Source organism: Sporomusa malonica (assembly GCF_900176355.1).
GTDB classification, from domain to species: domain Bacteria; phylum Bacillota; class Negativicutes; order Sporomusales; family Sporomusaceae; genus Sporomusa; species Sporomusa malonica.
Map to the genome: position 1 here is coordinate 1 of NZ_FWXI01000003.1, position 24,963 is coordinate 24,963.

General features: G+C 45.4%; 25 protein-coding genes. 7 read left to right on the forward strand and 18 right to left on the reverse strand.

Annotated features, from left to right (window positions below; all coding sequences use genetic code 11):
- The 4 genes from B9A22_RS03645 to B9A22_RS03660 form a co-directional block, all read right to left on the reverse strand.
- Window positions 1–437: ABC transporter ATP-binding protein (locus tag B9A22_RS03645; RefSeq protein ID WP_176215373.1), on the reverse strand; the 437-nt coding region annotated here is incomplete at its 3' end.
- Window positions 438–454: 17 nt separating this feature from the next.
- On the reverse strand, window positions 455–2,038 hold the full coding sequence (locus B9A22_RS03650) for an ABC transporter permease (protein ID WP_217805868.1): 1,584 nt from the start codon (window positions 2,036–2,038) through the stop codon (window positions 455–457).
- Between the two features lie 114 nt (window positions 2,039–2,152).
- Window positions 2,153–3,199: a Fe(3+) ABC transporter substrate-binding protein gene (locus B9A22_RS03655; RefSeq protein WP_084575905.1), complete on the reverse strand. Its 1,047-nt coding sequence runs from the start codon at window positions 3,197–3,199 to the stop codon at window positions 2,153–2,155.
- A gap of 347 nt (window positions 3,200–3,546) precedes the next feature.
- Window positions 3,547–3,753, reverse strand: a complete 207-nt coding sequence (locus B9A22_RS03660) for a hypothetical protein (RefSeq protein ID WP_084574365.1) — start codon at window positions 3,751–3,753, stop codon at window positions 3,547–3,549.
- 572 nt (window positions 3,754–4,325) lie between these two features.
- Here B9A22_RS03660 and B9A22_RS03665 point away from each other — a divergent pair.
- Together B9A22_RS03665 and B9A22_RS03670 are read left to right on the forward strand one after the other, a co-directional pair.
- Complete coding sequence (locus B9A22_RS03665; protein ID WP_176215374.1) at window positions 4,326–4,547, forward strand: hypothetical protein; 222 nt, start codon at window positions 4,326–4,328, stop codon at window positions 4,545–4,547.
- A gap of 112 nt (window positions 4,548–4,659) precedes the next feature.
- Window positions 4,660–5,016 carry a hypothetical protein gene (locus tag B9A22_RS03670; protein ID WP_176215375.1) on the forward strand — a complete coding sequence of 119 codons (357 nt, stop codon included), beginning with the start codon at window positions 4,660–4,662 and terminating at the stop codon, window positions 5,014–5,016.
- Window positions 5,017–5,689: 673 nt separating this feature from the next.
- Here the strand turns inward: B9A22_RS03670 and B9A22_RS03675 are convergent.
- From B9A22_RS03675 to B9A22_RS03695, 5 genes are all read right to left on the reverse strand, one after another.
- On the reverse strand, window positions 5,690–5,887 hold the full coding sequence (locus B9A22_RS03675) for an SHOCT domain-containing protein (RefSeq protein WP_217805869.1): 198 nt from the start codon (window positions 5,885–5,887) through the stop codon (window positions 5,690–5,692).
- Window positions 5,888–6,119: 232 nt separating this feature from the next.
- Window positions 6,120–6,848 carry a response regulator transcription factor gene (locus tag B9A22_RS03680; RefSeq protein ID WP_176215376.1) on the reverse strand — a complete coding sequence of 243 codons (729 nt, stop codon included), beginning with the start codon at window positions 6,846–6,848 and terminating at the stop codon, window positions 6,120–6,122.
- A gap of 478 nt (window positions 6,849–7,326) precedes the next feature.
- Window positions 7,327–8,541 carry a sensor histidine kinase gene (locus tag B9A22_RS03685; RefSeq protein ID WP_084574370.1) on the reverse strand — a complete coding sequence of 405 codons (1,215 nt, stop codon included), beginning with the start codon at window positions 8,539–8,541 and terminating at the stop codon, window positions 7,327–7,329.
- A complete protein-coding gene (locus B9A22_RS03690; protein ID WP_084574371.1) occupies window positions 8,534–9,229 on the reverse strand; it encodes a response regulator transcription factor in 696 nt (231 codons plus the stop codon). The genes B9A22_RS03685 and B9A22_RS03690 overlap by 8 nt, the downstream gene beginning before the upstream one ends.
- Window positions 9,230–9,291: 62 nt before the next feature.
- Window positions 9,292–11,007: a methyl-accepting chemotaxis protein gene (locus B9A22_RS03695; protein ID WP_084574372.1), complete on the reverse strand. Its 1,716-nt coding sequence runs from the start codon at window positions 11,005–11,007 to the stop codon at window positions 9,292–9,294.
- A gap of 205 nt (window positions 11,008–11,212) precedes the next feature.
- Between B9A22_RS03695 and B9A22_RS03700 the strand changes: the two genes are divergently transcribed.
- Window positions 11,213–11,590 (forward strand): hypothetical protein, encoded by a 378-nt coding sequence (locus B9A22_RS03700; protein ID WP_084574373.1) that lies wholly within the window; start codon window positions 11,213–11,215, stop codon window positions 11,588–11,590.
- Window positions 11,591–11,860: 270 nt separating this feature from the next.
- On the opposite strand, the gene B9A22_RS03705 is transcribed toward B9A22_RS03700, so the two are convergent.
- The 4 genes from B9A22_RS03705 to B9A22_RS03720 all read right to left on the reverse strand — a co-directional run bounded on the left by B9A22_RS03705 (window position 11,861) and on the right by B9A22_RS03720 (window position 15,522).
- Complete coding sequence (locus B9A22_RS03705) at window positions 11,861–12,286, reverse strand: SoxR reducing system RseC family protein (RefSeq protein ID WP_084574374.1); 426 nt, start codon at window positions 12,284–12,286, stop codon at window positions 11,861–11,863.
- A 205-nt stretch (window positions 12,287–12,491) separates the two neighbouring features.
- Window positions 12,492–12,920, reverse strand: coding sequence for a cupredoxin domain-containing protein (locus tag B9A22_RS25970; protein WP_084574375.1), 429 nt, complete (start codon window positions 12,918–12,920; stop codon window positions 12,492–12,494).
- Window positions 12,921–12,950: 30 nt separating this feature from the next.
- On the reverse strand, window positions 12,951–13,925 hold the full coding sequence (locus B9A22_RS03715) for an urease accessory protein UreH domain-containing protein (RefSeq protein WP_084574376.1): 975 nt from the start codon (window positions 13,923–13,925) through the stop codon (window positions 12,951–12,953).
- A 175-nt stretch (window positions 13,926–14,100) separates the two neighbouring features.
- A complete protein-coding gene (locus tag B9A22_RS03720; RefSeq protein ID WP_176215377.1) occupies window positions 14,101–15,522 on the reverse strand; it encodes a multicopper oxidase family protein in 1,422 nt (473 codons plus the stop codon).
- Window positions 15,523–15,738: 216 nt separating this feature from the next.
- On the opposite strand from B9A22_RS03720, the gene B9A22_RS03725 reads away from it, so the two are divergent.
- Together B9A22_RS03725 and B9A22_RS03730 are read left to right on the forward strand one after the other, a co-directional pair.
- Window positions 15,739–16,425 (forward strand): DUF881 domain-containing protein, encoded by a 687-nt coding sequence (locus B9A22_RS03725; protein ID WP_084574378.1) that lies wholly within the window; start codon window positions 15,739–15,741, stop codon window positions 16,423–16,425.
- Window positions 16,425–16,754, forward strand: coding sequence for a small basic family protein (locus tag B9A22_RS03730; protein WP_084574379.1), 330 nt, complete (start codon window positions 16,425–16,427; stop codon window positions 16,752–16,754). The genes B9A22_RS03725 and B9A22_RS03730 overlap by 1 nt, the downstream gene beginning before the upstream one ends.
- Before the next feature lie 153 nt (window positions 16,755–16,907).
- Here B9A22_RS03730 and B9A22_RS03735 read toward each other — a convergent pair whose 3' ends face one another.
- From B9A22_RS03735 to B9A22_RS25225, 3 genes are all read right to left on the reverse strand, one after another.
- Window positions 16,908–17,228 carry a hypothetical protein gene (locus B9A22_RS03735; protein ID WP_084574380.1) on the reverse strand — a complete coding sequence of 107 codons (321 nt, stop codon included), beginning with the start codon at window positions 17,226–17,228 and terminating at the stop codon, window positions 16,908–16,910.
- Window positions 17,228–18,565 (reverse strand): YeiH family protein, encoded by a 1,338-nt coding sequence (locus B9A22_RS03740; RefSeq protein WP_139796154.1) that lies wholly within the window; start codon window positions 18,563–18,565, stop codon window positions 17,228–17,230. The genes B9A22_RS03735 and B9A22_RS03740 overlap by 1 nt, the downstream gene beginning before the upstream one ends.
- Window positions 18,566–18,885: 320 nt before the next feature.
- A complete protein-coding gene (locus B9A22_RS25225) occupies window positions 18,886–19,053 on the reverse strand; it encodes a hypothetical protein (RefSeq protein ID WP_176215378.1) in 168 nt (55 codons plus the stop codon).
- Between the two features lie 349 nt (window positions 19,054–19,402).
- Between B9A22_RS25225 and B9A22_RS03745 the strand changes: the two genes are divergently transcribed.
- Window positions 19,403–20,092 (forward strand): class I SAM-dependent methyltransferase, encoded by a 690-nt coding sequence (locus B9A22_RS03745; protein ID WP_084574382.1) that lies wholly within the window; start codon window positions 19,403–19,405, stop codon window positions 20,090–20,092.
- A 47-nt stretch (window positions 20,093–20,139) separates the two neighbouring features.
- Here B9A22_RS03745 and B9A22_RS03750 read toward each other — a convergent pair whose 3' ends face one another.
- Window positions 20,140–20,847 (reverse strand): TVP38/TMEM64 family protein, encoded by a 708-nt coding sequence (locus B9A22_RS03750; protein ID WP_084574383.1) that lies wholly within the window; start codon window positions 20,845–20,847, stop codon window positions 20,140–20,142.
- A 327-nt stretch (window positions 20,848–21,174) separates the two neighbouring features.
- On the opposite strand from B9A22_RS03750, the gene B9A22_RS03755 reads away from it, so the two are divergent.
- Window positions 21,175–22,296, forward strand: a complete 1,122-nt coding sequence (locus B9A22_RS03755; RefSeq protein ID WP_084574384.1) for a cell wall-binding repeat-containing protein — start codon at window positions 21,175–21,177, stop codon at window positions 22,294–22,296.
- A gap of 436 nt (window positions 22,297–22,732) precedes the next feature.
- Here the strand turns inward: B9A22_RS03755 and B9A22_RS03760 are convergent, their stop codons facing one another.
- Window positions 22,733–24,718, reverse strand: a complete 1,986-nt coding sequence (locus B9A22_RS03760; protein WP_084574385.1) for a methyl-accepting chemotaxis protein — start codon at window positions 24,716–24,718, stop codon at window positions 22,733–22,735.
- Window positions 24,719–24,963: the final 245 nt, after the last annotated feature.

The window sequence follows — 24,963 nt, forward strand, 5'->3', positions numbered from 1 at the left end:
GCCCTTGCAACTGCTACTCTCTGCTGCTGACCGCCGCTAAGCTGGTAGGGATATCTATCTTTATACTCGTTCATATTAATTAGACTTAATAGTCGATTAACCCGCTCATCGCGATCTTTTTTAGGGATATTTGATATGCCAAAAGCAATATTGCTATGAACGGTAAAATGAGGAAACAGCGCATAGTCTTGAAAAACCATACCGATTTTTCTTTTTTCTGGCGGAACAAAACTATTCTTATCAGCCACTACCCTATTATTTATTGTTATACTCCCGGATGCCGGTACTTCCAAGCCTGCTATAAGTCGTAGCACAGTGCTTTTTCCGCTGCCGCTTAACCCGACAATAGAAACTATCTCTCCCTTTTCCACACTAATGTTTAAGTCCTTAAGAACATACTTATCTGTACCTTTATATTTAAATGATACATTTTTCAAGTCTAGAAACAATTGACTCACTCCTTCTCTGCTTTGGACAGATAGTAAACCGATATAGAACAGATGGCTATGATGATTAGCGCGGCCGGAGCACTATGCTGAATTCGTTCATCATGAGCATATTCGTACACCTTGGTGGCAAGTGTATTATAATTGAATGGACGTAATATAAGCGTTAGCGGCAGCTCTTTGGCCATATCCACAAATACCAAAGAAAAAGCACCTACTAAAGAAGGGATAATCATTTTAAAATCAACTTTGAAGAATGTTTCTGTGACACCACATCCTAAGGTTCTGGATGCCTCAAAAAACGTCTTCCCTATTTTCTCAAAACCACTTTCAAGTGTATTGCAGCCCACCGCTAAGAATCTGACTATATATGCGAAAAACAACATGTATAGACTGGTAATGACAGAGTATTCCCACGCGCTCTCTGTAAATTTATTTAACCACATAAACAATATCAGAACACCGATAGAAATAACAGCCCCTGGCACCGAATAGCCTACTACGGTAAGTTTAGCCGCAGTCCTGGCGAACATGTTCTGGCTGATTCGGGCGCTGTTCGTTATCACTATAGAACAGCAAACAATTATAGCAGCACAAATAACTGCTGCAACAACAGTATTGACTGCAGCATCAAAAAAGCTGGGTTCTAATACTTCATCATAGGTCATAGATGCCCATGCTAATAATTGAAAAAAAGGAAGTAAAAATCCCAGACTAAATATTATAAAACAATAGAAGCTGACTGCCAGTGCTTTTGTTTTGGGAAGTCTATGTAGTGCCAACACTCTAACCTTAGAAGTAGCGATAGCAAACTTCTTTTGACCCCTTACTATCTTTTCTAATAAGATAATTGAAACAATAAACCCCATCAAATACATACATAACCGAACAGCCGAGCTAATGTCCCCCATCCCGAACCATACCTTGAAAATTGCAATACTGAAAGTGTTAATCCCGAAATAACTGACAACTCCGTAATCGTTGGCAACTTCCATTAAAACTAAAGCACAGCCTGAGGCAATTACACCGCGCGAGACTGGAAGTATCACTTTGAAAAATATTTGCATATAATTCTTGCCAAGCATTCTGGCGCTTTCAATAAGTGATGCTGTGTACTTTGCCAAAAATGCCCTGCTTATAATGTACACATAGGGGAATAGGAAAAAGGTAAAAATGAATATTGTTCCTGGTACCGACATAATGTCAATCAAAATCATTTTGCCGAAAAGCAAGGTCAGTATTTTGGTGATAACGCCAGTATAACTGACCATACCGCTGTACGTATAAGCTCCAATATAGGCTGGTATTGACAACGGTAAAATGAGCGCCCACTTAAAAAACTTTCGTAACGGAAAATCAAAAACTGTAATTATGTAAGCAAGACTGACGCCAAGTAAGGCAGCAAAAAATCCGGAGAATACAAAAAGAATAGCGGTATTTATTATATATTCCTGAAGCAAGTACTGTTTGATATGTGGCCAATTTTCTGTCTCAGTTGATACAACACCAAATATAATATTCAGTGCCGGAATTATGGTAACAGCTATTACGGCAAACGCCAAAAGACTCCATGCATTCGATTCGTTTATCAATTTACTCGGTCTTATCAATGTTAATAATTCCTTTCACAGTATCTGCAATTAATATTGAAAAGCGAACAAGCATGAGGAGAATCTCATGCTTGTTCATTTTCGTGAATTCTATTCTTACTTCCAACCAATCTCGTTAAATATTTGAACAGCTTTCTTGTTGTTTTCGCCTAATTTTGAAAGATTAATGTCCTGCTTCTTGAAGGTACCCCACGACTTAAGAAGCGCTGAAGGCTCTACGTTAGGATTTACCGGATATTCAGTACTTGCTTCGGCAAATGTCTTTTGGGCATCGGCCTCTGATAAGAATTCAAGTAACTTCACAGCGTTGGTAACATTTTGGGAAGTCTTGACGATTCCGGCACCGCTTACGTTAACATGTGTACCTGTTGTATTTTGATTGGGGAAGAATACGCCAAGTTTCTCAGCAGCTTTGACTTCTTCCGCATCCTTTGAATTTAGCATTTGGCCAAGATAATACGAGTTCATAATCGCCACATCGCCCTTACCTGCGGCTATGGCCTTAGCTTGGTCTCTGTCGCCACCTTCAGGCTGTTTGGCAAAATTGCTCACAAGACCCTTAGCCCACTCTTTGGCTTTGTCTTCACCATTCAGCTCTATGAACGAAGCCAGCATTGATTGATTGTAAATATTGTTAGACGACCTTGTTACAATTTTGCCTTTCCATTTAGTAGCAGTTAGATCTTCATATGTAGACAGTTCCTCTTTATTGACCCTATCTTTAGCGTATACCAACACCCTGGCTCTCATCGTCAAGCCTGTCCACATTTTATCTTTATCGATAAAGTTTGCAGGAATATTCTTTTCTATCACAGGGCTTTTGATAGGCTGTAACAGGCCAGCTTCTTTTGCTAGGTGAAGATTGCCGGCATCAGAAGTAATATAAATATCGGCTTTACTACTAGCGCCTTCAGTTTTTATTCGTTGGATAAGTTCTTCACCACTGGCTTTAATAAGATTTACCTTAATGCCAGTTTTATCTGTGAAAGCTTTGTAAATTGCATCATCCACACCAGGATAATGCCTAGCTGTGTAAACATTGACTTCTTTGGATTCAGGCTGACTGGTTTGGGGCACAGCTGACTGCTTTGTGGAGGCGCAACCGGCAAACACAAGAGATGCTGACATTAGTAGTGATAACATTAGAGTAATAGGCTTCTTCACTTTTTTAATAACCCTCCGGTTTGTTTTTAATTGATAATGAATTTCATTATCGTGGCTAAATAATAGCATAAAAGAGCATTACTGGTCAACATTTTTTAGCTACCCTTATGGCAAGTTTAATACGGCCATGTACGATTTATTAAAGGCACACCTTCGGAATTTTACCGGTCTATCCGCTGCACAGTCGTCCTCCTTAACGGTGCAGCTTCTTTGTCTGCCTTTATATACCAAACCTGTGAAGAAGCTATGGAACCTTATAATTCTTGGCTAAACTTTCCTCCCTAACAAATTTTAAATGGGGCCAACTCCCCAGAACGGGCTGCCGGTTACCGGCAGCCCTGCTGCAAAAACGTAGCTACCGCCCCGACCAGCATCAGGCCGGCCATTAGTACTACCACGCAAAATGCAGACACCAGTATGCTACGGTCAGCGCAATACCGGTAGCTGGGGCGGTCACCCCGTCTGACTGCGTACAGGTAGCAGATAAATAGTGCTACCTCCACCCGCCACCACCGAACCAAGCTATCCCACATCGTTAATGCCTCCTCCGTGTCAGCGGCTTCCCCGCCGCCGTCACCTACTCAACGAGCGCGGGCACAACACTACTATGTGGAACAAGACAGGAGCGCGGCACGCCGAGTCACCCGCAGGGGCGGAGCGAAGTGGAGCAGGCAACGCCTTGACGGTGTGATACAATGGCAAGACCGGCGGCGGGGCGGTTCCAATCCGTCATCTTGCCGGCACTCGGTTCTCCGTCAACCAAAAAAAGGGCCCCTCGGCCCTAGTCGGGGATAAACCCGTAGCAAGTTACCCGGGTAAGGTAATATGTGAGCTGGGCCCGCGTCAAGCTGACCCGTATCCACTCCGACCCGTCCGGGCTGGTGACCAGCTTGCCGTAGATTTCCCGCCGGCTCCTCAGTCTTGCCTTGACTTGCTCGAGTGTCAGCACATGTACCGCCTCCTCCGTACTAGCGGCTTCCCCGCCGCCGTCACCTACAAAACGAGCGCGGGCACAAGACTGTACTGTTTGAACAAATCATCGGCGCGGCACACCGAGTCACCCGTAGGGGCAGAGCGAAGCAGCGCAGGCAGTGCCTTGACCGGCGTGATACAATGGCAAGACCGGCGGGCGGGGCGGTTATCTCCGTTTTCCCTCGTACTTTCGTATCCTAGCGGCAGTCTGGCCTGTGCGGCGATAGGTGCGGCGATGGTGTTTCCGCTGCGGCTGTCGCCTGTGCAGGCCAGATGGGGTATGCGCGGCGCGGTTGGCCAATGGTTTTCTGGCCAGGCGCAGAGTTGGATGCCCCAAGCCGCCGTACTCTGGTAACCCCTTCCCCTCCCGCTAAACTCGGGAGGGGCCAGGGGAGGGTACGATAGCCCCGAAGCCATAGCGAAGGGTGCCGCGCGAGCGGTGGCGGACGTACGATAATGGCTTTTTTATGTCCAGCGACGCGGTAGCCCGGCAAAGCGTACCCGTCAGGGCAGGGCGTGGACATAAAGCCCAATTATCGGATGGCCGCCTTCCCTTACCTAGACAGGGAAGGGGTAGGGATGGGTGGACGGCAGGTCTGGGTGCGAGTGAAAGGAGTTCCCTGGCCTGCTACCCCTGCCAGGCTATGAGCTGCCACCCAAGCAGGATACGACTGCAAGCGTCAGCGGTGGCTGGCTGGGAGCGAATGAGGATAGTGGAGCAAAAGCGAAACGGCGCAAGGAGCGGACGGACAGCCATGCAGTGGTATCCGTTGGTATTGCCGATGAGCGGAGCGGCCCGAGGACGGCAGGCGGAAGACGCGTGAGCGGCTGCAGCGCCGCCCGGAGGGACGCGGAGCGGGCTTGGTGTGGTCTCCCTATTTTTCATCGATGCCGTGGGGTTTTGCCTGCCCTTCGCGTTGTTGGTAGTTACATAGCGGTATCTAAATAGGATACACCTCTTTTCACGCCGGATGAATATGGTACAGCGTATGGCCGGTATACTGCTGGCGATCAGTGGAATGTTAATCTTTTTCAAACTAATTGGCTAAGAATTTGGGGTTCATTTACAGTTGCCGGAGCATGAGTGGAAACATACTAATGCAAGTGAAATGCTCAATAATAATAAGGGGAACACTTCATGAAAGCAGGGTTGCATGCCGGCGGCTTTCTCGGTCTACAGGAAGGATAACAAAGTGGCATACAGCTCGGCAGACACTTTGGCATACAATTGGGTGCGCATGTCTGCCGTAGTTCAAACTCAGTTGGCCATTCTTCTAATTCTGGGTCATCCCAAAGTTTTTTCATAATTACCCCTCCAGATAATGATGTACGGGAACTCTTTATGTAATATCTTATGTTGTTTATAGATAATGGGTACTGTGCCACCCTCTTAATAGATAAAAAGCATGAATAAATAATAAAATTTGTTTCTACCCCTAATTTGATAAGATAAGGAAAGCGACGGGTTGTTACTCCCCGTCGCTTTCCTGCATTCACCTACTCAATTTCTTTCTTTATCCGATCGTATTCATCGCGACTGATTTCTCCTTTAGCATAACGCTCTTTCAAAATATCAAGCGCCGTCCGAGTGGTTGTCAATGACCTGACATCTTGATTTCTCTGGGACATTTTCCTCACCAGCACAATGCCGCCCCAGAGGATAAGGCCCCAGAATAGGAGCATCGGCAACATCATTAGAATTCCACCTCCGAATAAGCCTTCGGCCCCTGGGCCGTAAAACCATGAACACATACTATTTCACCTCGTGTTTATTTTCTGTTACGTCGAAACCGGATGATAATGGTTGTGCCTTGGCCGCACGTACTGATCACGTCTACGGCAACACCGTGCCGTTCAAGGCGCATTCTATCAGTCATTTCCATCTGCCAGACGTACTCGGCCAAGTCCTTAGCCTACATCTCAGAAACTAAAGTATACCAGACGTGCTATCTCTCAATTTGTTGGCGCTGGCAAACCGATAACCCACTCCATGGACTGTTTGAATAAATTCGTGTTCTCCCATATTTTTCGCTAATTTCCGTCTTAATGAGTGAATATGGGCATCAATCGAACGTGTAGTTCCTTTCAAATTTTTACCCCATATCATCTCAATAATATCTGCCCGATTTAGTGTCTGCTCTGAGTGCAAAACCAGCATTCCCAAGATTCTAAACTCGGTCAGTGTCAATGTAATGTCACGCCCCTTGTAAGTGACTTGGAAATTTTCCAGGTTAATTGCCAGGTCGCCAGCCTGAAAAATCTCACTTGGCTTTGGTTTGCTAGTCTCTTGCCGCAGGATGACTTTGGCACGTTCTTCAATGTCTCGGCAACTAAACGGTTTTAACAGATAGTCATCAGCACCTGCCGCTAAGGCTTTGGGACGTTCACTCTCTTTACCATTCTCACCGACTACAATGATTGGAACATCCATTTTTTCTTTTATCTGAGTTAACACTTCCCAACCATCAAGATCTGGTAAGACGATATCAAGAATGATAATATCCGGCTTCCAGGTTGTCAGCAGTTGCAACGTTTCATCACCAGTAGCAGTTCTATATAGGCAAAAATAGTCATTCTCCAAAAATGTCTTCAGCACCTTTGCCATTCCTAAGTCTTTAGTCACTAAAAGCACAGAGAATTGGTTTGTTCTTTGCATTCTGTCACCTCGGTCATTATTTTGCCTATCGTTAGGAATGAGACAGCATCCTTTATTCATCTTGTTGTCTTATACACGTATCGTACCAGACCGGCAGCCCCACCAGCCCTTGGGGTTCGTATGTAAGGTTTTTTTACAAGTATTGCTTGACTTAATTAGCTAGTCTTTGGAATTCGATCACTTTAAAGATACCATATAATTATGAAGAACCTGTGAATTATTAATGAAAAACTTATGAATCTTTCCAATATAACTTACTCATAACAAGCAACGAACCCTAGCCTTGGGCTAGGGTTCTATAAGTAGGGGGGAGGTTGGTTGATTTATATAAACCAGATGGCTGTTAACCATCCGGGTCGCTATTACTATCCCATATCTTCGTTCGCCTTCAGTTTTGCAATTACATTGATAACATACATTATCACAAACAAGTTCATAAAAAACAGAATCCACATCATCTGCCATCACTCCACTACATTTAGTTCGCTTTGTCTTGATATGTATATAATACACGATCATTGTGAAGAACTGATGAAGATATTATGGCTTTTTCGTGAACTTTTGCGGGCAACATGACATAAAAAGAACTACCCTTACCTATTGTGCTCTCTACCTGTACTTTACCACCGTGAATTTCCGTAAGTTGTTTGACGATAGCCAGGCCAAGGCCTGTACCCCCACTTTTTCTATCTCGCGATTTATCGCCCCGGTAAAAATGGTCAAAAATATACGGTAAATCAGCAGTGTTAATACCTGGGCCATTGTCGGCAACAGTAACCTTTATCCAGTCTTGCTCTTCTATTTTTGTTAACTTAGTAGAAACGGTTACTTGCCCGCCGGTCGGTGTATAGCGAATGGCGTTAGTGATGAGGTTATAGAATATCTGGCATATTCTATCGCCATCAGCGGTAATTGGCGGTAGTTCTTGCGCCAAGTTTTGCTTTATTATGATTTCTTTTTCATCAGCAAGAGGTTTTAGCATATACAAGGCCCGCTCAATCGTCTGATTGGCGGCAACTGCTTTGACCTCTAATGACAGTTGGCGCACTTCGGCAAGCGACAAGTCCTTCAAGTCTTTGATTAGGCGCGATAAGCGGACAGCCTCTTCGTGGAGGGAAGTTAACTGTTTTTGGTTAGGCTCAATGATGCCATCAATCATTCCCTCCAGATGGCCTTGGATAACAGCAAGCGGTGTTCTGAGTTCATGGGCTATGTTGGCGAGAAACTGCTGCCTTAGCTTATTGTTATTATCCAGCGTTTCCGCCATGCTGTTAAATATCAGGGCAAGGCTTCCTACTTCATCCTTTGAGGTTACGGGTACTTTCTGAGCAAAATTTCCCCGCTCAATCTCCAGAGCAGCGGCGCTTACTTTGCGCAAAGGTATGGTAATACTGCGGGCCAAGGCATAACTTGCCGCCAACCCGGTGACTAATAGGGCTACGCCAACCCAAATAAGTGATTGATGTACTGATGTTAAAAAATTCTGCTCTGATGCTCCCATCATGACAGCCTGCCCATGACCGCCTGGGCTCATGTGAGTCATCATACTGCGGTGCATTTCCATTTGCTGAACGGTAACATACTCTTGGAATAAATCGGTCATTTGCGAGTTAGCCAAATAGATAAGCAAAACTACGGTTATGGCCACTGCCAGGAACATGAGTCCTGTAATCCGGTAGATAATGCTATTCATTTTGGCTACCTGCCATACGGTAGCCTACACCATAGACGGTTAAAATGTATACCGGCTCTTTGGGGTTATCCTCAATCTTTCGTCGCAGATTCTTGACATGTGCGTCAACTGTGCGTTCATAGCCCTCAAAGGAATAGCCTTGCGTCTGCTCAACAATTTGTAATCGGCTAAATACCCGCCCCGGGTTACCAGCCAATAGTTCCAATATCTTAAACTCGGTCGGTGTGAGCTCAACAGGTTGCCCGCCTTTTGTTACCTGATACTGTTCCAAGTCAATGAGTACATCTCCCATTCGCAGGGGTATAGGCTTACTAGTTGTCCCCTTGGTCCGGCGCAAGATAGCTTTAACACGGGCCACGACTTCTTTGGGGCTAAACGGCTTGGTCACATAATCATCGGCGCCAATTTCCAGGCCGACTAATCTGTCACTCTCTTCATCCCTGGCAGTCAACATTAAGATAGGCACCTCGCTGTCCCGCCTGAGCGTCCTGCAGATATCCCAGCCATCCATCCCTGGCAACATTAAGTCAAGCACCAGGATATCGGGTTGTTTGTCACGGGCTGTTTTCAAAGCAGCCAGACCATCATTGGCAGTGTACACTATAAACCCATCTTTCTGAAAATACAATTCTAGCAACTCTACCAACTTTACATCATCATCAACAATTAAAACCGACCTTTGTGTCATGTTCTTCCCTCCAGTAGTATCCTTTGCAAAGACTGGCGCCCTATACAGACGCCAGTCTTTATTTAGACTTTAAACTTTTGCACTGCATCTTCGAGTTGCTGAGCCATGTGGGCCAAGCGTTGGCTGGACGCTGCCATTTCTTCCATGGAAGCCGACTGCTCCTCGGTTGCGGCCGAGATGGTTTGTGCTTCAGCGGCGGTATTCTTACTGATTTGTTCGATATTTTGAATAGAGCTTACGATCTGCCGGCTGCCGCCTGCTACTTCATGAATGGAAGCCGATATATCGGCGACTTGGGTGGATACTTGCTCTACAAGCACCATAATTTGTTCAAATGCGTACCCGGCTGTGTTTACCACCTCGGTACCTGCTCTCACTTCCTTGGTTCCTGATTCCATGGCGGTAACGGCTTGTGTGGTATCACCCTGGATTTCACTAATGAGTCCGGCAATCTGCTTAGCCGCCTCTTGGGATTGTTCGGCAAGCTTGCGCACTTCTTCGGCGACCACGGAAAAACCGCGCCCCTGTTCCCCAGCTCTGGCAGCTTCAATGGCGGCGTTAAGCGCCAGTAGATTGGTCTGGCTGGCGATACCGGCAATGGTATCAACAATCTGACCAATCTCATTTGACCGCACGCCTAGTTTGGTCACTAGTGTTGCCAGATTAGCCACCGTTCCTTCAATGCTGGCCATTTGCCGTACAGCCGCTGCTACAGCCTTATTACCCTCTTGGGCAGTATGAGCCCCTTGGTTGGCAACCCCAACTACAGTACCGGCGTTTTCGGCTACATGCTGAATACTGGCTGACATCTTATCTACTATGCCAGACGTTTCGTTTACCGCTTGGGATTGCTCTTGTGTCCCGTGGGCGACTTCCATTACCGACGTGGCAACTTGGGTTGCCGCTTGCGCTGATTGCTCAGCGCCCTCAGTCAGAACGGCTGAGGCGGCGGCTACCTGCTCGACTGAGTCTGTAACCTGCGACACTAGTTTACGCAGGTTTTCGGTCATAATATTGAACGCTTGGCCAAGCTTCCCAATCTCGTCTTGGGATAGGGCGACAACGGTCTTGCCGGTGAAATCTCCTTTGGCCATTTCTTCGGCCCGTTCAACCATATTTTGCAGCGGGCTAACAATAACTTGGGCGATATAGCGGCCAAGTCCAAGTGCTGCTATCATGGCAATCACAGTGATAGCAATAATCCAGGTAATTGCCTCAGATGCCTCCTTAGCGCTGTGCTCTGCTCGAGTGGCAGCTTGCTTGGCCTCGTTGTTGGCCATTTCCTCTAGCATGCTGTTCGCATGCTCAACATGCCCGGCCGCATTTTTCTCAAAATAGGCGTAGGCTTCCTGTTTTTTACCCGCCAACGCCAATTCTATCGCTTTATGCCGTTCCTGATGATAGGTATTGAACATTTTCTCAATCTGCATCAGCTTTTCTTTTTCATCATCATGAACTACCGTCTCATATTGTTTAAACAGCTGTTCAACATCGTCCATCCGGGTCTTGGCTTCAGCAAGCAGCTTATTTTCTTTGGTTTTATCCATGTGGGCCAGAAGGACTTCCATAGTAATACCCAGCGCAGCCTGCGACTGACTGCGGGCGGCATTAACCCATTTGACTGGCAGCAGGTTTTTGGCATACATGTCATCTTGCGACTTTTTAATATGGGTGGTTGCCTTAAAACCTACATAACCGATAATTCCCGAAAAAAACACCATCATGAGTACTAAGCTAAGTATTTTCCGCGCTGTTGGCAAATTCCGAAACCATTGCATCTTCCTAAAAACCCCTCTCAATTTATGATAGACTATTGGCATTTATTAACGCAGATAATTCAAAGGTTTGTGTTTAATACCGCTACCCCGCCACCTATTGTCACAAAATTTTACCAAATACAACCATTTAACTATTCGTTCGAGAGGATTTTTGCTGCCTTCGCCGAATGTGATAAACATATTATGTTGAAGGAGATGATCAATTGTGAACAAACGTTGGTCCAAACTCATGCTATCTTTCACGCTAATTACTCTTCTTGTCGGTGCTGCACTAGCTCCTGCTTTGCCAGTATCGGCCGCATCGGCCCAGCAGTCGCCCGCCCAAATGACTCCCATGATGGATAAAGACAAAATGATGAATATGATGCAGTCACCGGAAATGAAGCCTATGATGATGAGCATGATGAAAGACATGATGATGTCACCGGAAATGAAGCCCATGATGATGGATATGATGAAAGATATGATGCAATCGCCCGAAATGAAAGATATGATGCAGAATATGATGAAAGATATGATGTCCAAACATACAGCTGAAACGCCGCAACAATCGGCTGATCACACTAAGCACTCGCAACAATAGTATCAATCTGCCATCTTAAAGAAAACCCTCTCAATTTTTGATAATCTCTTGGCATTTATTAAAGTAGATAAATCAAGGGTTTTCTCCTAGCACCAAAATTCACTTCCCTCCATATTAATGGGGGGATTTTTTTTGTTTTTTCAACTAAACATGGGGGATTACTGAGTAAACTAGACCCTGACGTATTGCCTTATTTACATATATAATTCCATTGTCTATTTCGTTACATTATGTTCTATAACCTTTTACTTTGTCACTCTATAGGAAATTTTAGATGTTTTTGGATAATATAGCTACTAACACTGGCCGCATCCGCTCATCGGTACGCGCCATATGATCAAAGTGTTTGACATACCATACCGCCAGTGCAAAAAAGCCAAATCCTCCAGCAATTGATGTCACCAAGCTGTCTATCCCCAGGTAGGGAGCTGCGTAATTTCCCGCCAGCGCACCGGCGAACGCCGCAAGTAATGGCACCATATAGACAACAAATGCCGCCTTGAGCATATTCACCTCACGAATCTCAATGGCTACTCGCTGACCGGGTTTGGCATCAACCGAGTTTAGGGCTTCAACAATGAGGGCTGTATTGCCTGGGCATGAGCCGCAATTTTCACAGTCGCTATGCCGGCTAGCCTTAACCTTGGCCATCTTACCGATTACTTCCAGAACGATACCTTCTTGCTGTTTATCCATTCTTTCCACTCTCCGTTTCCAATTTCATTACTCATTTACCTATATTATACAAATTAAATATGAATATCTTATGAATATGGCATGAAGATATTATGAGTTTTGCTGAGAACTGGCGAACAACAAAATATCCTGCAAGGTCTCCCCTTACAGGATATTTCCAACCACTTTATAACACTGGGGAAATTGCTCCCCCAAAGATATATCCTTATCGATTCACGCCATCTACTACCTTGATGACACCACGTATCATTCCCATCCAGCAACTAAAGGTAACATCCCCGCCTTTGGGCGTAAATTCAATCATGTTTTCTCCCTTAGTTAACTTCTTCTTAATTTGTAAGGTAGGTACTACAATCTCATTGTTACAGGAGTTAATTGCCTTACCCTCAATGATCCATTTTACCGGTATTCCTTTTTGCACATAGAGGGTGCTAGGCTGATAGCCATTCCGGTCTGCCGTCATACGGATGATTTGAACGTCATTACTAGGTTCGGGTTTTACTTCTGATACCTCGGCTTTTGTACCAGCCACTAGATCGGGAACGGGTTTTACCTCTGATACCTCGGCTTTTGTACCAGCCACTAGATCAGGAACGGGTTTTACCTCTGATACCTCGGCTTTTGTACCAGCCACTAGATTAGGAACGGGTTTTACCTCTCGCTACTACACGGGAACCGTATTAACCCCCACCAATGCCAGACCACGATTGGTCATGACTATACCTAGTACTATGACAAACACGCCGCTCAAACGTAACAATCTGGCAGTTGCATCTTTGCTAAACAGGCTGGTAAGTGTTCCACAGGCAAGCATCAGCGGCAAGGTGCCCAGTGCAAAAACAAACATCGACATGGCCCCTACAGCAGCGCTTCCCGTACCTAATGCATATAGTTGCATGGTTTGCAGTGGCCCACAGGGCATTAACCCGTTTATTACACCTACCCAGTATGGTGTTTTGTTGCGAGAAGAGGTTAAAGACGGCATCGGTAGTTTTAGGTATTTTCTTAAAAAATTAAATCCAGCAAGGTTTAAGCCCATCAGTATCATAAATATCCCGGCAAATAGGTTAATGCCAGCGATTACACCTAGCGAAAGCGACACTACTGAACCAACCGCTCCAACAATCCCACCCAGCAGTGTGTACCCTGTAAGCCTGCCTGCGTTATAGGCCAGCGACGGCTTTAACGCGGAGAGTGTGCCACCACCAGATACGGTAACACTTTGCGAAAGCATAATGCCACCACACATGCCAACACAATGAAGCGAAGTTAAAATGCCTACCGCAAAAAGCAGGAGATATGTCACTTGGCCTGGTAATTGACTATTCGTATTAAAACCGGTCCCGAACTGCCCCAGGAACAGGATTAACAGAAAAACCAGCAACATACCTATCATATCTTTAACGCTAGCTTTTGAGGGCACAGGCACACCGATGGTGTATCCTGAACCATGAATGGCCTGTTTGATTGTCATGGATGTGCACTGCGCAGTATCGAATTTCACCCGCACGTTTCCTGCTGTGTAACTGGCCTTTACGTATATTACGCCGCCGACCTGCTGCAGCGCCTGCTCAATTCGTTTCTCACACGACCGGCACTGCATATCACCTATTTGAAGAGATGTTTGCATGATGCTCATATCCAGTACTCCCCCACATTCCAATATATACCATTATTATATGGGTTCTCTCTGGATTTATGAGTTGAGCAGAACATTTCGTAAAAGAGGAAAACAAAAATGGGATATTCGTGCCAGTGCTGGCATTGAATATCCCATTTCCTATATATCTTAATTTAAATAACGATTCTCTACCCTATTTAGCTACAACAGTAGTCATCATGCCACCATCTTCGTGATCGAGAATGTGGCAGTGGAGCATCCAAGTGCCAGGGTTAGTCATTGTAAAGGCGATATCTACATACTCGCCGGCAGGTACATTAACGGTATCTTTCCACGTTTCCCGTTCGGGAGCTTTACCGTTTTGGGATACAATCTGGAATTCAGTGCCGTGAATGTGTATGGGGTGATCCATTTTTTCAGCTGTGCTGATGTCATTGTTGACAATCCGAACCTTCACAATTTGTCCAAGCTTAACCTGTAACGCGGCAACATCAGGGTACGATTTGCCGTTAATGGTCCAACGCATGCCGCCCTGCATCTGCATCTCATTGGTCATACTCGGAGCCGGTGCTCCGTGTCCGGCATGACCGCCCGCTGAAGCGGCAGGCGCAGGATTAGCACCATGAGACGGCATGTCCATCACTGAATTTAGATCAAGCTTAAAGTCAGGTGTGCGGTTCTCAATGCCGGCAAACCCTTTCGGTTGGGGCGCGACAAAAGGTGATGCCACAGTGGCGACTTGCCCTTGTTGGTATTGTATGGGGATTTTGATCCCTAGTTCACTGCGCTCGCTTTCCATTGTATAGGATTGCCCTACATCACCGACTGCTGCCACTTCAGCATCAAGGCGCTCGCCAGGCGATAAGGTCAGTACGTCCGTCTCGTACGGCTGGGGCAGAGGATGTCCATCAGTATGGGTAACGCGGAAGCGATGACCTGCTATTTTTATGGTGTGAACGGCAGCAGTCGACGCGTTAATAAACCGTAGTTTGTGGAGTTCGCCTTTCTTCATGAATAATGGTTCAATCGCTGAACCTGATTTGCCGTTGACTGTTTCTATATTACCGAACCGCTCCATGTCGCCTCTGGCTGTTCCTTGGAGGCGATTGCCGTTTGCGTCAAGGTACCAGTCATCTAAGACATAAATATGATCGCCGCTGTATTTATCGTCTTCCGGTGCCTTGACGATAATAGGCGCATATAGTCCATTGTCAACCTGGTCGAGTACAGGGCGATAGTGGGAATGATACCAATAGGTACCGGATTCGTTGACTTTAAAGGAGTAGGCGTACTTTTCACCCGGTTTGATGGTTTTTCCCGGGCCATCCTGGTCGTTTGGTATCACCAGGCCGTGCCAGTGAATGGTTGTTGTTGAAGGCAAATTATTCACACCGGAAACGTTGACTGTCTCACCCTTTTTAACGATAATAGGTGTTCCTGGTACAGTCCCGCCATAACTCCAAACCTTAGTAGTCAATCCCGGCTTTATCTCCCAGTTAACCTCTTTCATGTCCAACTTGATGTTGGCGGCCTGGCCTGTAAAGGTGCTGAAGGAAAAAGCAATGGCGGCAGATGCTGCCAGAAGACTGAGTGCAACCGTTTTTTTAGATACCATAATAAATCCCCCTTTCCGGATGTTCCGATAGTATCGAGTTTGTATTGCAGATATTCTTATAACAAGTTTATCATAAAAATATGAAGAACTTATGAACTTGTGTAATTTACTGTCCATTTGTTTTCTGTTACTATATAGCCTATACGCATAATAGCGGCAATGTTTGTTATACACTTACTATCAAGCTACGCAGTATACTATTTTAGAGGTGGTTTTATGTTAGTGAAAAAAGGCCAAGCTGCCATTAGTTTGGTATGTGTTGTTTTAGGTATCATGCTGGCAGTGCAATTTAGGAGCCAGCAAGACTTCCGTTATTCTCTACAAAATCAACGAGCAGAGGATTTAACATTGCGGTTAAGTTCTGCCGAAAAGGAAAGAGACAGCCTGCAATCTCAAGTACGGGAATTACAGACCACTGGCGGCAACGCGTCTTATAAAGAAATTCAGCGTATTTCCATGGGAGCGGGTACAATACCACTGGTAGGTCCCGGCATTGTTGTTGCTATAGAGGAAGACCGCAAACCAACCACAGATAATAGAAGCTCTGACCTATATTTCATCAGGGCTGAGGACATGCTGAAAATATTAAACGAACTGAGGGCAGGAGGCGCCGAAGCCATTGCCATCAATAATCAGCGACTGATTACGGGTTCGGGAATTCGCCAAAATGGACAATCCATGTCAGTCAATGGCACGCCCTTTGCTGCCCCCTTTGAGATAAGAGCAATCGGAGACCCGGCAACGCTGGAGAATTCGCTAAAGATGCGAGGCGGGGTTATCGAAACTTTGTCTTTCTGGGGAATTAAGATTACTGTTTCCCAGAAACCTGATGTACAAATTCCGGCCTACACTGGCGGCTTTCAGTTTCAACATGCACACCCCATGAAGGAGGCTGGTAAGTGATGTGGTTGCCACTGACAGGACTACTTATTGGCCTTGGCATAGGTATGGCCTTTCCCATAACGGTTCCTGCACAATACGCCAAATTCATGTCGATTGCACTCTTAGCCTCGCTGGATTCGGTGTTTGGCGGACTGCGGGCCGTACTGAGCAGTCATTTTGATAATGTTGTCTTTATCACCGGATTCTTTACCAATGCTCTCATGGCAGCTGTCTTAGTCTACATTGGCGAGCGTATCGGCATTGACCTCTATTATGTAGCTCTACTGGCGTTTGGTCTGCGTGTTTTTCAAAACCTGGCCATTATCCGCCGTTATATGCTTAAACGCTAAAGGTTATTTATAGAATAGGGGCTTTCCTACGGTTTTTATCTATTGGGGGCTAGTTTTAGAGAAAGCAAAAATAGAAATAGGGTAATAACAGCATGCTGCTATTGCCCTGTTTTTCTATTTTTACTACCGCTCACACCGTTAGCGGGGAGTCTGCTACATTACGCCCCACTGCCTACGATATTCAAGGTATATTTGATACTCTCTATCAGCAAAACCATGCTCGGCCAACAGACGTCTGGCTGCTGCGGCTTCAACTGTTTCTGAATCAGCATAGATGTAGTCTTTTTTCGCGGTAACCCGGAAGCCGTTAGCAGACAATACCTCAATCATACCAGCTATCCGATCTGTTGCCATCGCAATCGTCTTACCGTAACTACGTAAGTCTTCAGGCGTAGGAGCAGTACCAACTATTTGTTTTTTTAATTGTTCCATATCTTTAAGACTAATAATCACTCGTGTTGTGTAATCAACCATTACTTAATCCCCAACCAGTAATCTACAAATAAAACATTAGACAGTACATATCCCAGTGGAACATTAATAAGTACACCTATAGCAAAAGCGGCCAAAGGCTTCCAGCCGAACGAAGTCAAATCTTTCAGTCTGGTAGTAAGCCCGATGCATAGGAAGGTCCAGGTAAAGGTCCAACCCCGCAGTGACTTGACCGGTCCGATAACTTCTTTGGTAAAGCTAGCACCAATTTTAGGGTCAAGATAGGCAATCACAAATGTAGTGAAAATGGAAGCGGCAAAAAAGCCAATAATGAATTTGGGAAACCGCTGCCAAATCTCTTTGAAGCTAACTCGGCTGGCTTCTGCGGCAGTCTTGTTTTCCCAGCGTGTTACTGATAAGAAAGCTACTAGTAATGCCCAAATACCAACAAACATGTCTCGTCCAACAACTTTCATCAAGGTGAAGGTCTTAACAGCCCGTTCATCCCCCATGGCCTCAGCGGCTGCAAACCCTGCCGCATCCGCAAATTCTGAAGTCCCAATCCAGGCACCGGCCGGTCCTGGTGCTAGGCCCAGCGACTTTGCCATCGTCGGCAGTAAGAAAATCATTGCCACCGCCCAAATGATAACCATGGAAATCGAGACGGAAACATGTTCCTTTTCTGCCCGACATGCACCACCAATGGCAATTGACGCTGATACCCCGCAGATTGAACCGCCAGCAGCTAGCGTAGCGCCAAAACGTTGGTCAAGACCAAATAAACGGGTAGCAGCAAAGTAAATTGTGGCAAAAGTTACCACCGCGACAATTGTTGCTTGCATAATTGCCAAGGGGCCTGCCTGCATAATGACGGTAAACGGTAAGGTAGCACCCATAAGGACAATACCTGTTTTGACATAAAACTCAGTTCTAAGACCGGCCTGAAACCACTGCGGCAGTTTAACGGTGTTGCTGATAATCATACCAACTAACAAAGCCAACAGCGGCGTTTCCAACTGCCATTCTTTGAAAAACTTATTTGAGCCGAGTACGGTTACAATGATCGATAGCAGAAAAAGTGCTGAAAAACTTGATAGATAATTACCTGTTTTGTAACCCAATACCCTGCCTGCGCCGGTAAAAACTACAGCAAAAAAACCGAATAAGTATGCCACACCTACTAGATTTTTAGAAAAATACTCAACAATCTTGCCAAAGTCTCCAGACCACCCGGGGACGTTGATTGCCATAGCCGGAAGTAATTTTGTCGCCCCACCCAAAAATGCTGTGGTACTGACCACTATAAGTCCTAAAGCGATAATAATGGCCCAGTAATCTTCTTTTTTATACCATGTATCTATATGAGTTCTGGTTGCCACCTTAGTCACACTCCTTTTAAATTTATGTATCCCAAAGGTAATTTTTCAGCTCTCCCCGCGTACCATCTACCTCCCTCAGGTAAAAATAAAAAGGCCAAAGTATTTCTTCCTTTACAGAAGAAACCCTTAGCCTTTGGTCATTCCAATCAGCTTGGTATTTAATTTGTGATTCACATAATAACATGGTGTAGTTTTATTGTCAATAATCAAATTAAAACTTACAGTCCATCTCAATGCATACCTTTCTACACTGCATCTTCTTGCTTTTAATAAAATTAATTAAAACTTTTATGCGATTTACTATAAAAACTGTCTCTCCCCTATCTTTCACTGACAGCAATTAGCTTTTTAAAAAACAGCAGCTTTTCTATTTTTACTCTAACAGTTTTAAAGCTTGTTGCCACACTTTCGAGGTAGTACACGTCTATATCATCTACTACAACCTTCGGATAGTTTTGAACCTTTCCTGGATCAATTCCCAGTCGCACGGACGGGAGCTGCGCCTCGCGGCCGCCCTTTCAGACACTGCCTGGTCGTTTGGCAACGGTAACGGTGATGGCCTTATCCTTATTATTTTTCATTATATAATTGCGGGCATCAGGCTCAATAATGATATTCATTTTATTAACCTCCCGATATGATGGTTTTGGCTTCAGTATAACAAAAGAATGTGAATTATTTATGAATAAAATGGTGTTTTTGTATATTAATTTCCAGGTTTCAGAGCATACCGATCAGGAAAACTCCTTTAGATTGCACTACCCCTTACATAAATTATAAAGTACAGGCTACCATATAACCAATACCGATTTGACCCTACAACGGGGAGTGTAGCCTATGAACATACTTGACCGATTAGCACGCAGAATACAAGCCGAAGGACTGGGAAAAACCATTAAGTATCTCGGCTATGCTGGCTGGGATGGAATAAAATCATCACTACAAGACGCCATACTTGACCTAAAGTACAGCGGTCGCCTGCTGACAGGACATCTACCTACCGCCTATAAGCACCTTGGTGCAAATGATGTATATCATACTGAATACTCGGCCATGTCGATCATTTTTAACCAAGTGACTATCACGCCACATGACGTATTGGTTGATGTCGGCTGCGGTAAAGGACGCGTCATTAACTACTGGCTCAGCCAGGGATATACCAATAAAATTTATGGCCTTGAACTTGACCCAGTTGTGGCGCAAGAAACGGCTGAGCAGTTCGGCGCTTGGGCTAATGTTACCATCTTGCCTGGTGATGCTATTAAGAATCTCCCCCAGGACGGAACCGTCTTTTATCTCTATAACCCCTTTTCCCGCGAAAAGTTCTATAATTTTGAATCACATATCACTAAACTGGCGCACGCTAAAACGATAACTCTTGTATATTACCGTCCAAAAAGCCTGCATGTATTTAATAACGGCCGCTGGCATATTCGACTGATTGATTTTGACCAGGACTTAGGCATCCATCAATGGGGTCGGCTAAACAAATATCACAAGCTTGCTATTCTTACTCCGGTAAACTAAAGCGGGAGTTGTTGCCAGAAGGCAACAATTCCCGCCCCGTATCCAATTTAGTTAGGTTGACCATTTACCAGTCTGCGTTTGTTATACCACCATAACAGACCATAGGTAAATGTTACCCCAACAACAACCAGGGTAAGACGCAACAGATTTTCCTGATAGTTTACAACATCATAGCCCACCACCACTTCTAACGCGGTTGAAGGCAACTTGCCAAGAAAGTTAGCCATAATATAATCCTTCAGTGATATACGGCTCACTGCGCCTAAGGCGGTAATAATTCCGGAAGGGAAATAGGGTAATGTCCGGGCAAAGAGCATCATTTTAAAACCGCTGGCACCGCTAAACTCATCGATTTTCTGCAGCATATTGCTCTTCTTGATTAGTTCCTCCGCCGAGCTGCGCAGCACCGTTCGCATTAAAATAAAACTTAAAATTACACCAACAGTCTCGGCAAACCAGGAAATCACAATACCTGGTCCAATGCCGAAGACTATCCCGTTGGCAGTAGATATGAAAATGGAAGGCAGAAACCCTACCATATTTATGATTATATCGATAACAATACTAATGACAACGGCCCACGCCCCGAAGGAACGCAGATATTCAATTGTACCGTTTATATCGCCGCTTGTTGCCAAAAACCAGATAGTCGCAAACAAATCCGGTTTAGCCAGGTAAGCGCCCACAATCAGAACCGCCAGCATCACGACAGCGGCGAGTTTAACTACTATTTCACGATTTATTTTATTCATCATTGTTTGCGTCTCCTTCAATGGTTGATATAAGGTACTACGAATACTATACCAAGACATTGTGCGATTCTCGTGAAGGAAATGTAGGAATCTAATGTAAATAACAGTATGGAGGCTAAAATATGGAGGGTAAAGGCGCAATTTCTCCTGATACTGTTATCTTCAGGATGAAAATCTTTTTTATAATTAGTGTCTAAAAAGGAGTCTTGCTGAGACTCCTTTTGCTTATTTTCTGAGCAACATTGTAAGGCAACTACTACTCATCTTGCATAAAATATATTCAGAAACAATTCCAGCTAGCGAATACATCAGGACGAGGTGAGTTTCAGAATGTTTCCCTTAAATACAGTGGATACAACGCGCATTCCTTACGATACGGCCGTTGACCTGTCGGTTACCGTATCACGCATGCAGTGGCCTAAGCCAGATATGGAGAAAGCTCCTAAGGTGATCATACTGGTACCAGATGAACATTTTCCTTACGCCTTTGCTGCGACCAGCTTGGTTCATGACCCCATTATGGGCAATTTATTGTTTACGCCAGTTAACGAGCTTGCTTCACCTACCCGCCAAGAAATAGAACGCCTTGACCCGCCCGGTACCAACTCTGTGCCGCCAATCATAGCTGTTGGCCCTTTTGCCGCTCAAGTCATTCGCGAAATCGAGAGTATGGGATATGACGTGCTTCACATCACTGGAAAAAATGTCTTTGCCACTGCTGTCAAAGTGGCTAAATTAAGGGAACAACTAACACCCGAATCACCCGAAGGCCCGGTGAGCTTATTTATCTTGTCCGCCGATAATCCCTACGAAGGCATATTGGCAACCTATTATGCGACACATTCCGGTGTGCCGATACTACTTACTCATAAGGACCGGCTCCCCCGGGCAACAGCTACAGCCTTACAGGATATGGCTGATAAAAACGTGTATATTGTAGGCAGTAAACATTCGGTGTCCGATAGTGTTGCCCGAGAAATCAGTTCTATCGTAGAACCACCTGTCCGGCGCATTGCTGGCGAGGACCCCTTTGAAACATCGGTTGAGTTTTCAACCTACTACGACCCGGCAACAAAACTTGGCTGGAACCGGAATCGTAAAGGGTTAGGCGATGCTTTTACGTTCGGCAACATTACCCGCTGGGACTTAATTCTCGCTGCCTCAGCTATGGCCCATCAGGGAAAGCATACCCCGCTCCTGCTTGTCGAAGCCGATTGCGCTCCCCCGGTAGTACTGAATTACCTGCAATACCTTAAACCACCTCTACGTATGCCCCCCATGCCGCCGTTCATGCATGGGTTTATCCTAGGTACGCCAAAAATTATCGGCCTTACTACGCAAGCCGATATCGAAGAAGCACTTAAAATTGACGAACAGCCAGAGAAAAAGCAGGCAATGCATCCGGATCCGGATACTTGGCGAGAGGAAACAGCTCCACCTGAAGAGCAATGAAGACTATGATATAGTACAATAACTTCATCTGAGGGAATGGTCAAAAAAAATATCCTGTAGGGAAATTTCCTTACAGGATATTTTTCATCCACCAGTGGTATTTCTATTTACTGCTTAAACATAATTCCATTGGGAATTTTACCTACCTTAACCTTGCGCATAACCTTTTCAGTTGTATTATTAATGATACAACCGATGCCTTTCTGTATGTCCATGTTGCCTGGCGCCACTTGTCTCTGTGGCAATTTTTGCGTTAAGCAGCATATACTGGGGAAAACAGGAGAGGAGCGACAGCCGTGAGTCAATCAACAACATTATGGTTGCTGGGAACGGTCTATATTTTAATTGGACTAAAGTTGAAAATACTCGCCTACCGGCAGCAAGACAACTAATCACATATAATAACCACCTGGATATATCTAGTAAAGATAAATGTCTATATTTTAAATTCTGCCATTGCTGTATGCAGCTCTTCTGCCATCCCCGCCAGCGCTTGGCTTGCAGCAGCCACCTCTTGCATTGCTGCCGATTGCTCTTGGGTAGCACCCGACACCTCTTGTGTTTTATCTGCAGCCCTTGTACTTATGACCTCTATATCATGGACAGCCGCGACGATTTGCTGACTACCTGTCGTCATTTGGTGAATTGCGGTTGAAATGTCACCAATCTCTTTTGTAACCTTCTCGACTTGTGAAACGATTATTGCAAAAGACTCGCCTGCTTGCCTTACTACCTGGCTGCCTGCTGCTACCTGGCGGGAACCTTCTTGCATACCTGATACCGCGTCATACGTCTCGCGTTGGATATTCATAATTAAGGAACTAATCTGTTTTGCAGCATCTGCCGATTGTTCGGCTAACCTTCGTACCTCTTCCGCCACAACGGCAAAACCACGGCCCTGCTCCCCAGCTCTAGCCGCTTCGATAGCTGCGTTGAGTGCGAGCAGATTGGTTTGACCGGCAATGGCGGAAATGGTCCCAATAATTTGCCCAACTTCCTCAGAGCGCTGTCCTAGTCTGTTGACCTTAGCGGTCGAGTCAGCAACGACCTTCTCGGTACTAATCATTTGGCTAACAGCCGTATCGAGCGTTCTCCGCCCCTCTACAGCCACGGCAACCGTCTGCGCCGCCGAGGTTGCAATACTTTTAGCATTTGCTGCAGCATGCCGGATCCCGGTTACCATCTCTTCCACTACGGTGATAGTGCGTTTTACAGCTTCAAGCTGGTGTTCTGAGCCCTGCGCTACATCTACTATAGTAGCCGCAATATGACTGGCAGCTAGAGCCGATTGATCGGCGCTTGCTGTAAGCTGCTCAGACGACGCCGCCACAGATTGGGTTAACGTATTGACTCGGGTAATCAAATTTTTGAGCTGGCTGACCATAGTATTGTAGCCCTGTGCCAATACGCCTACCTCATCCTTGGTATTGACAGTTACAGTACTTGTAAGATCACCATTGGCAACCTTCTCTACACTATCAGCTAATTCCCTAACCGGGTCAGCTATGCGTTTGGCGATCATTCGCGCCAAACCGCTGGCAGCGAGCAAAGCAACGATTGCTATACCGGTTATTGTATAAATCAATTGATTCCGGGCTTGGGCTGCCTCAGATACCGCTTGACCGGCAAAAACCACCCCAATTGGGCTATTATCTGCCCCTAACAACGGCCTGTAAGCGGTTATGTACCTAGTACCGAGAATATCGGCTTCGCCAATGTATTGTTGCTTTTCCTGCAGGACTTTGGTGCTAATCGTCTCACTCAACTTAGTCCCCACTACCCGTTGACCATCTTGCATAATGGTAGTTGAACTGCGTACATTCCCCGCGAACAAGGTCACCTCTGTACCAAATAATCGTTTCGCTTGGTCAACCGCCTCATTCTTGCTCATATCATACCCGACAGACAGCACCCCTACAACACTCCCGTCCTTTCTTATCGGGATTGCGGCGCTAACACCCAGCTTATTTTCAGTTCCCGCTGCTATGTCCGAAAAAGCAATGCCTTGCAGCGCTTTTCGGACATGAGTCTGACCGTTAATATTATCTCCTTTTAGCTCCGGTGCATGAGTGCGTGCAATGACAATACCATTGGTATCTGTAACGGTGGCAAAATCAAGCTTACCTTGACGAAGTAACGGCGATAATACCGCCAGCACTTGGGTAGTATCTTTGGCGTTAATCGCGTCAATTACAGCCGGATTTTCAGCCAAAACAGAGCCATAGCTTACTGCATCGCGTTTATAGCCTTCCAGGATAGCAAATAGACCTTCCATTCCTTGCTTAGCCCTATCTTCATTGATTTTTTGCATGGTGCTAGAAAATAAATATATTGCCGGCCCCATAGTCATAGCAACAAGCAGAACACCCACTAAAACAAAAGACATTATTAGTTTGCCTTTAAGGGTAACAAAATTTTTCAAAATCCATCATCCCCTTCATCAATATCTTCTACTAAATAGCACGTGGTTACAATAACCTAGTCACCCCTTCCTCCGGGGCCTTTGAGCTTAGAATATCATATAGTTATGTAGAATTTATGAACAATTTACGAAGATGTTGTGAACGGTGCGGAGAAATTTTTACACACAAATGCCCTGCACTTCACTATTGCAGGGCATTTGCTGAACTTTACCGTATAAACTCGCTGGGTGCCACCGTGATACCG